We start from the raw sequence: 9155 nt of genomic DNA, 5'->3' as shown, positions 1-9155 counted from the left end.
GCCCCTGATACCAGTCTGCACCGTGCTGCATAACGGCTGGTGCGTTGCACAGAGTCTCCACGTTATTGACCACCGTGGGCTTGCCCCAGGCACCGGACTGGCCAGGAAACGGCGGCTTGGCCCGAGGGTTGGCGCGCTTGCCTTCCAGGGAGTTGATCAGCGCGGTTTCTTCGCCGCAGATGTATCGCCCGGCACCTGTGTGCAAGGCGATATCAAAATCAAAGCCGCTGCCCGCGACGTCATTGCCCAACAACCCGGCCTGCCGCGCCTCTTCGATAGCCAGCGCCACAGAGCGCGCCGCCTCAACGTATTCGCCGCGCAGAAAAATATAGCCGTAACGGGAGCGATTGGCGTAGCCCGCGATGATCATGCCTTCAATCAGCAGGTGCGGCTGTTGCTCCAGCAGCAAGCGATCTTTGAAGGTACCCGGTTCCATCTCATCAGCGTTACAGATCAGATAACCCCGGGGCAGATGATCGCCCACCTGAGTGAGGCTCCATTTAACCCCCGCGGAGAAGCCACCGCCGCCCCGGCCGCGCACATTGGCCTGCTTCATTGAATCGATGACATTGTCAGGCGTGCGCTGTTCAAGCGTGTGCCTTGCACTCTGATAACCGTCTTTCGCGCAATATTCCTCGAACCCCACCCGCGCGCCGTCCTCACGCAATCGCCAGGTCAACGGGTGTGTTTCAGCGCGGCGCTCATCGCTGCTCTGGCGCAGTTGGCAGTGATAACGCAGCCGCGATCCGTTAGGGATTGCCGTCATGGATAGGCCTCCAGAAGTTCATCCAGATCGTTTGCGTCGATGGGACCAAAGGTGTCATCGCCGATCATCATCGCCGGGCCTCGATCACAGGCCCCCAGACAGCAAACCGGCAGCAGGGTAAAACGCCCGTCTGCGGTGGTCTGGCCAAAGCCTATTCCCAACCGCTCACTCAGGGCCTCACTCAACGCTTCATAGCCGGTCAGAAAGCAGGAACTGCTGTCGCACAGCAAAATCACATGGCGCCCTACCTGCTGACGAAAGATAAGGCTGTAGAAGGTCGCGACACCCTCCACCGCCGCTGCTCCGACGCCCAGGGTTTCGGCGATGGCGACAATCGCCCCGTCCGGCACCCAGCCGTGGCGTTTTTGCACAATCTTAAGCGCCTCTATACAGGCCGCCTGGGGCTGTTCATAGTGATCGCGTTCGGTGAGCATGGCTTTGCGGTCATCCTCGTGCAGCGCAAAGCCATCGGTTGCGATGAGGTCTGTGGCTGTGCTGAGGGATACGAATGTTTGCGACATAATCAGCGGTCCACGTCGGCCATAACAAAATCGATACTGCCCAGGTGCGCAATCAAATCCGGAACAAAGCCGCCGCGCATCAGTACAGGAATCTGCTGCAGATGCGGAAAGCTCGGCGTGCGAATGCGCGTGCGATAGCTCATGGTGCTGCCGTCACTGGTCAGGTAATAACTGTTGATGCCCTTGGTCGCTTCAATCATCTGCATTGATTCATTGCCGGGCAACACCGGCCCCCAGGACACCTGCAAAAAGTGCGTAATCATGGTTTCGATATGCTCCAGCATGCGTTCCCGGGGCGGCGGCGTGGTCAGCGGATGATCCGCCTTGTAGTCGCCTGCGGGCATGTTGTTGATGCACTGCTGAAGAATTTTCACACTCTGGCGCATCTCTTCAATGCGAAGTTGGCCGCGGTCGAAAGCGTCGCCGTTGTGCGCCAGAGGTATTTCAAAATCAAAGTTTTCATAACCGGAATACGGGCGTTTCTTACGCAGATCAAAATCACAACCGGTGGCACGCAGATTGGGGCCGGTGACGCCCCAGGCAAAGGCGTTCTCGGTGTCGAAGGCCGCAATGTTTTTGGTGCGATCGCGAACCAGAGAGTTCTCCATCATCGCCTTTTCGTATTCCTTCAGCCGGGGTGGCATCCAGTTAACGAAGCCCTGCATGAGCCTGTCCCAGCCCTTGGGTAAATCCTGCATCACGCCACCAATCCGGAACCAGGCCGGATGCATGCGAAAGCCGGTGATCGCTTCGATCACGTCGTAGCCCTTCTGGCGGTCGGTAAAGGCATAAAACACGGGCGACATGGCGCCAAGATCCTGCAGATACGTGCCCAGAAACAGCAAGTGGCTGGTAATGCGAAACAGCTCTGCCATCATCACCCGAATCGTCTGGATGCGGGCGTTCACCTGTATGCCGGCGAGCTTCTCTACCGCCAGCACGTAGGGCAGATTGTTCATTACGCCGCCCACGTAATCGATACGGTCGGTGTAGGGAATGAAGCTATGCCAGGTCTGGCGCTCGGCCATTTTCTCCGCACCACGATGGTGGTAGCCAATATCCGGCACGCAATCAATGATCTCCTCGCCGTCGAGTTGCAATACGAGGCGAAAGGCCCCGTGAGCAGACGGGTGATTGGGCCCCAGATTGAGAAACATGAACTCGGTGTGCTCGCTGTGGCGCTTCATACCCCAGTCTTCGGGCTTGAACTTCAGCGCCTGCTGCTCTTTGTCCTGGCTCTCCACGGTCATGGTATAAGGATCAAATTCCGTGGCTCTGGCGTGATGATCCTTGCGCAGCGGATGCCCCTGCCACGTAGACGGCATCAGAATGCGATACAGATTGGGGTGTCCTTCAAAATGAACACCAAACATGTCCCAGACTTCGCGCTCGTACCAGTTGGCGTTGGGATAGACGGAGATGACCGTAGGCAACGACAGATCCTGCTCAAAAAGCGCCACCTTGAGCATAATGTCGCGATTTCCCGAGACAGACAGCAACTGATAAAACACCGTGAAATCGGCCTTCGGCAGGCCGTGCCGATGACTGCGCAAGCGCTCATCAATGGCGGAAAGATCAAACAGCATCTCGAAGGGCTCGGGAAGCCGTCGCAGTGTCGCAAGAACCTCCACCAGAACCCCGCGATTCACCCACAGCACCGGCATGCCGGTCAAGGTAGCCTGCTCGCACAGCACCTGATCTCCAAATTGCTCCCGCAGCTGCGTGACAAGGGCGTTTGCCCGCTGATCGGGAGCCGTCGCCGCGCTGGTATCTGTTTCAACAATGCTCATCTTGGCAGAGTCCCTCTCGCTCTGAGGTGCAGTAAAATGCCTGGCAGGTTCTTTGGTTAAACGCTGTCGGGTGTGCGCAGTTCTGTCACTTGAATACGGCGGTCGCGGTGCTTTTCACGCTGGGACGGCATCTCGGCGCGATAAACACCCTGGTCACCAACCACCCAGGACAAAGGCCGACGTTCTTGCTGAATGGAATCCTGCAGCAGTTGCAGCCCTTGCAAAAAGGCCTCTGGGCGAGGCGGACAACCGGGAATGTAGACATCCACCGGTAAAAACTTGTCAACGCCCTGCACCACCGAATAGATATCGTACATGCCGCCGGAATTGGCGCAGGAGCCCATGGAAATAACCCACTTGGGCTCGAGCATCTGATCGTAGAGTTGTTGAATAATGGGTGCCATTTTCATAAAACAGGTCCCGGCAATAACCATGAAATCCGCTTGGCGCGGAGAAGCGCGAATGACCTCAGCTCCAAACCGGGCGATATCGTGGGGTGACGTAAAGGCCGTGGTCATTTCCACATAGCAACAGGACAGGCCAAAGTTGTAGGGCCACAACGAGTTCTTGCGCCCCCAATTGACCGTCGAGTTAAGCACGTCTGCAAGCTTGCCGGTGAACACGCTGCGGTGCACCTGCTGTTTCATGGGATCTTCAACGCTCTGACGCTTACCCAAGGGGTAGCTTGCGTTATCCGCTGCTACTGCATCTTCGGCCCGGGTTAAGGTGTATGCCATGACGTGCCTCTCAGATAAAAACCAGTAAGTGGTTACGCTCCTCGGTGTTTCCGATCACTGCCTTTCGGGACCCAGTCCAGCGCCCCGGCACGGCGGTCATAAACCAGCCCTGCGAGAAGTATGGCAATAAACACCGTCGCACCCCAAAAGCCACTCCAGCCTACGTCGCGCAAGGAGACAGACCAGGCAAAAAGGAAAACGGCTTCTATGTCAAAAATCACGAAGAGCATCGCGACCAGATAAAACTGAATGGAAAACCGCTGACGGGCACTGCCCGTGCCAATAATGCCGCTTTCGAAGGGCAGGTTTTTGCTTCGCCCCTGGCTGCGGCCACCAAGCAGCGCGGAGACACCAATCATGAAAGCGCACAGGCCTATGACGGCCACGACAAAGAGCCCGATAGCCCAGTATTCGGCAATCAACGCAGTCGCAGTTTGTTGCATAGGTATCCTGATATTGACGTCGAGCGTGCCGCTTTAGAAAGATAGCTAACGAACGGCTTATTCAATTTAAAGGAAGCTTAAAGCCTTGTCAAACAACAACTATTGACCCGGCTCATTCGCAGCGCCGACGCACTAGCTGGACGGCAACAACCACCCACCGCTAAAACCGGCGCGTCGCAGACCCTGAACAACATGGGGGCATTGGCGCATCAATTCCCAGATCAAACCCGTTCGGTAATTTTCAATCATCAATACAATCGGCCCCTGATTAATCCCGAAGTGCCAGGGTGATACCCAGCCCAGAGCGATGTCGTTATCCAGGGTTGGTTGCTTGCCTGCCCCCTCCGAAAAAGTCGGGTTGTAGCTAGCCCTGAAGCCGTATCGATTACGATGAGTCAATTCGAGATGATTTATGCAATAGTCGATAGCCGGTAAAACGATATCGGGTGCAAACGGCAGGGACGTTGCAATGGCCCACGGGGACACAGTGCCGTCGTCGGGGCCGTATGGCACACCACGCTCAGAGTAACCCATGAACTGGCGCTGAACACCGTTGATTTTAAGCGTGGTCGAACCCGGGCCATCGCTGGCGGTGATTCCCCAACAACACGCGTCGTACCCCGCAAATCCCAGGGGGTTTTCTATGGCGTATCGCTGCTGAACATAGGTTGCGCGCCGGCTGTTCTCGAAATAATCGATACCCTTTTCGTGCATGTACGCATCTTGTATGCCGCGAAAATCAATCCAGCAATGGGACAGCTGATGCGTGAACATAGGCCCGGCATACACATAATCGTATCCGTAACGGGACTCCCATTGATACGTGCTTAGCCACGCCGCATAGCTGCTGTCAGGAATTGGATGTGTCGGAGACCCAAGCGCCAGAATGTAAAGCAAAAGTGCCTCGTTGTAGCCTTCCCAGCGATAGGGGATAAACCCGCTTTCAGGCCTCCAGCCGTGGGTCAGAGTCTGTCCATTATCCAGCGCCCACACCCAATCGACCCGTCGATACAGCGCATCGGCCAGCGTGCGCACCTCGGTTTCATCGGGCGTTTCGGCTTTGAAGTAAGAGGCGGCGGCCAATGCACCGGCCAGAAGAAAGGCGCTGTCCACAGTCGACAGCTCGCACTGCCAAGTGCGACGGCCTGTTTTCATGTCGAGGAAGTGATAAAAAAAGCCCTTGTACCCGGTCGCATCGGGTTCCGGCCCCTGCGGGCTGGTCCATAGAAAACGCAACACCATTAGCGTGCGCTCCAGAGCCCGGGAATAGGAAATAAGGCCTCGCTCAACGGCCACCGGATAAGCGGTTAAAGCCAGCCCTGTCGCCGCCACGCTGGCGGGCCAATCCGGTGCATTCTTGTCTTTGACCAAGCCGTTGGTCAAACTGGTTTCATGCCGAAAATAACTGAACGATCGCTCTTGTAATGTTTTAAGCTCGGCTTCTCCGTTTCGTTCTGCGCCACTCATTTCGACCCCTTTCGTTCGTTAGAACAACCCCGAGCTTTTGGTTGACATTTACTTTGATGAGGGCGACTTGGCCTGCAGTGCCGCATCGACCATGGTCTGGGCCTGGGTCAAAATCTGCTGCAGGTGCTCTTTGCCCTGAAAACTTTCCGCGTATATTTTATAAATATCTTCTGTTCCAGAAGGCCTTGCGGCAAACCAACCACTTTGCGCACTTACCCGCACTCCGCCAATTGGCGCGTTATTGCCGGGCGCCTTGGTCAGAACCGAGAGAATTTTTTCTCCTGCCAGTTCAGACGACTGAATTTGATCCGCCGACAGCTTCGCCAGGCAGTCTTTTTGTGCGGGCGTGGCCGCTGCCTCAAATCGCTCAGACACCGGATTGCCAAACTCACGGGCCAGCGCCTCGTAGGACTCACTGGGATCGCGGCCCGTAACCGCAGTCATCTCAGCGGAAAGCAAGGCGGCAATCATGCCGTCTTTATCCGTGGTCCAGACCGATCCGTCTGCGCGCAAAAACGATGCGCCCGCGCTCTCCTCACCGCCAAACCCCAGCGACGCATTAAACAGACCCTCCACGAACCACTTGAAGCCGACCGGAACTTCCACTAATTCACGATTCAGTCTTTGTGCAACCCGATCAATGATCTGGCTGCTGACCACCGTTTTCCCCACCGCCGCGTTCTTACCCCATTGCTCTCGATGAGAAAACAGATAATCAATCGCGACCGCCAGGTAATGATTAGGCGCAAGCAAACCCACACCTTTGGCCACAATCCCATGCCGGTCGTAATCCGTATCGCACCCGAACGCGATGTCGAACTGATCCTTCAGCTTGATCAATCTCTGCATCGCGTAAGGCGACGAAGGGTCCATGCGAATTTGCCCATCCCAATCCACCGACATGAAGCGAAACGTCGGATCAACCTCTTCGCTGACGACCGTCAGATCAAGGTTATAGCGCTCGGCTATTCGGGCCCAATAATGAACCCCCGCACCACCCAACGGGTCGACGCCCATATGGAGTTTTGCTGCGCTAATTGCCTCCATATCCAAAACGTTTTCCAAATCATTTACGTAAGCGCTGACATAATCGTGACGATGCGTGGTGTCTGCCAGCAAAGCCCGCTTGTAAGGCCACCGTTTTACGTCTTTAAGGCCGCCTTCAAGCAGTGCGTTGGCCCGCTTTTCAATCCATCCCGTAACCTTGACATCCGCCGGGCCGCCGTTGGTGGCATTGTATTTATAGCCGCCGTTATCCGGTGGATTATGCGATGGCGTAATAACGATGCCATCCGCCAAACCCGATTTGCGCCCACGGTTATAGCTCAGGATTGCATGGGAGACAGCCGGCGTTGGGGTTGTTTCATCGTCTTGTGAAATCATGGACAACACGCCGTTGGCCGCGAATACCTCGAGCGCGGTGACGGACGCAGGCGTGGACAGCGCGTGAGTGTCGATACCGATGAACAAAGGGCCATCAATGTCCTTCCGTTTACGGTAATCACAAATGGCTTGGGTAATGGCGATAACGTGGTTTTCATTAAACGTCGTTTCGAATGCCGAGCCTCGGTGGCCAGAGGTTCCAAACGCAACGCGCTGAGCGGGCACAGACATATCGGGCGTTTGAGCGTAATAGCACGTGATCAGCCGCGGAACGTTTATCAGCAACGACAGCGGCGCCGGCTTGCCCGCCAGCGGGCTTATGTTCATGGTCTCGTTACCGTCGCTCATTGTTCTCCCCTCTTTTTCGTTAACTGAGCATGCGCTGCCTTCACCACGTTTTCTGTTGTAAAACCAAAATGCTCGGCCGCTACTTTTCCCGGTGCCGATAACCCAAACGTGCGCATGCCCAATATCGCGCCGTGAAAACCGGTATAACGCTCCCACCCCAACTCAGAGGCTTGCTCGACCGCGACCCGAGCGGTAATCGACGGCGGCAAAACGCTGTCCCGATATTCCTGGCTTTGCGCATCGAACAGCTCCCAACACGGCATGCTGACCACGCGGGCATTTATTCCTTCGGCCTTTAATTCTTCATACGCCGCAATGCACAGAGCGACTTCGCTTCCCGTGGCCAGCAACAGCACCTCCGGTTTCTGATCGGGCGCATCCGCCATCACATAAGCCCCCTGCGCCAACCCGGCGGCAGGGGCATAGTTAGCGCGATCGAACGTTGGCACATCTTGGCGGGTCAGCACGAGGGAGGTGGGGCAATCCGTAACCTGCATGATGACACGCCATGCGGCGACCACCTCGTTCGCGTCGGCGGGACGAATAACAAGCATGTTCGGCATTGCGCGCAGCCCTGCCAATTGTTCAACGGGCTGGTGGGTGGGGCCGTCTTCGCCGAGGCTGATTGAATCGTGGGTCCAGATGTAAATAACGGGAATGCCCATCAAGGCGCTGATACGCAACGCGCCACGGCAATAGTCCGTAAAGACAAAAAAACTGGACGCGTAAGGACGAACGCCAGAAACACTCATGCCGCTGGCGATCGCGCACATGGCATGCTCTCGTATGCCGAAATGAAAATTACGGCCGCCGTAATCGCCTTCAAATTCGGGCGATTGAAAACTGGTGATCAACGGCCCGTCCAGATCCGTCTTGGTTGACGGCGACAAATCGGCGGCGCCGCCGATCAACCATGGCATCTTGCCCGCAATAGCGTTGAGCGCCTTGCCCGATGACACCCGAGTGGCCATACCTTTGGCGTCTGCCGGAAACTCCGGAAGGGATGCATCCCAATCCTGCGGCAAGCGACCGTCGTGAATGCAATCAAGCGCATCGGCAAGGTCGGGATACTGTGTGCGGTATCGGTCGGTCAGCGTGCGCCATTGTGCAAAACCGTCGGCGCCGCGCTCGCCCAGGTGTTTGCGAAAATGGTCCTGTACCGAATCAGGTACATCAAACTGCAAGTCGGGATCGCAGCCGTAAAACTGCTTGGCCAGACGAACCTCTTCATCCCCCAGAGGCGAGCCGTGCGCTTCGCGCGTATCGTGCTTGTGAGGGGCACCGTAGCCAATATGACTGTGCACGATGATCATCGTCGGGCGATCGGAGGTTTTTACAAACGTGTCGTAAGCTTCTGTCAGTGCTTCAAGATTATTGGCATCGTAAACGTGCAACACGCTCCAGTGATAACCCGTAAAGCGCGCCGCAACATCTTCGGTAAAGGCAAGGTTTGTAGAGCCTTCGATGGAAATGCGATTGGAATCGTAAATCCAGCACAGATTCGACAGCTTAAGGTGGCCGGCCAAAGACGCCGCCTCGTTACTGATGCCCTCCATCATGTCGCCGTCTCCGCAGAGCGCGTAAACGTTGTAATCAAACACAGTGTAATCGGGGCGATTGTAAGTGGCCGCCAGCCAGCGCTCGGCAATGGCCATACCGACACTTGTGGCGACACCCTGCCCGAGCGGGCCGGTGGTCGT

The 9155-nt window shown here is 56.4% G+C and carries 7 protein-coding genes and 1 pseudogene; all 8 read right to left on the bottom strand.

The window, feature by feature from the left end:
* Positions 1 to 766 (bottom strand): annotated as a pseudogene (locus ENI00_RS06115) (NADH-quinone oxidoreductase subunit F); the annotation flags it as partial.
* A complete protein-coding gene (nuoE, locus tag ENI00_RS06110) occupies positions 763 to 1287 on the bottom strand; it encodes an NADH-quinone oxidoreductase subunit NuoE (RefSeq protein ID WP_304100381.1) in 525 nt (174 codons plus the stop codon). The pseudogene ENI00_RS06115 and the gene nuoE, both read right to left, overlap by 4 nt.
* Before the next feature lie 2 nt (positions 1288 to 1289).
* Positions 1290 to 3077 (bottom strand): NADH-quinone oxidoreductase subunit C/D, encoded by a 1788-nt coding sequence (gene nuoC, locus ENI00_RS06105; RefSeq protein WP_304100377.1) that lies wholly within the window; start codon positions 3075 to 3077, stop codon positions 1290 to 1292.
* Between the two features lie 56 nt (positions 3078 to 3133).
* Positions 3134 to 3814, bottom strand: a complete 681-nt coding sequence (locus ENI00_RS06100; RefSeq protein ID WP_304100376.1) for a NuoB/complex I 20 kDa subunit family protein — start codon at positions 3812 to 3814, stop codon at positions 3134 to 3136.
* 32 nt (positions 3815 to 3846) lie between these two features.
* On the bottom strand, positions 3847 to 4257 hold the full coding sequence (locus tag ENI00_RS06095) for an NADH-quinone oxidoreductase subunit A (protein WP_304100374.1): 411 nt from the start codon (positions 4255 to 4257) through the stop codon (positions 3847 to 3849).
* A 132-nt stretch (positions 4258 to 4389) separates the two neighbouring features.
* The gene (locus ENI00_RS06090; protein ID WP_304100371.1) at positions 4390 to 5724 is read right to left on the bottom strand and encodes a glucoamylase family protein; all 1335 of its coding nucleotides are present in this window, start codon (positions 5722 to 5724) and stop codon (positions 4390 to 4392) included.
* Positions 5725 to 5772: 48 nt separating this feature from the next.
* Positions 5773 to 7434 carry a phosphoglucomutase (alpha-D-glucose-1,6-bisphosphate-dependent) gene (gene pgm, locus ENI00_RS06085; RefSeq protein WP_304100384.1) on the bottom strand — a complete coding sequence of 554 codons (1662 nt, stop codon included), beginning with the start codon at positions 7432 to 7434 and terminating at the stop codon, positions 5773 to 5775.
* A gap of 17 nt (positions 7435 to 7451) precedes the next feature.
* Positions 7452 to 9155 (bottom strand): transketolase family protein (locus ENI00_RS06080; protein WP_304100369.1); only part of this gene is annotated, 1704 nt, incomplete at its 5' end.

This window comes from Marinobacter antarcticus, assembly GCF_011049865.1.
Classification (GTDB): domain Bacteria; phylum Pseudomonadota; class Gammaproteobacteria; order Pseudomonadales; family Oleiphilaceae; genus Marinobacter; species Marinobacter antarcticus_A.
The sequence above is the reverse complement of the archived record's forward strand: the minus strand, read 5'-3'. Positions and strand labels throughout refer to the sequence as shown.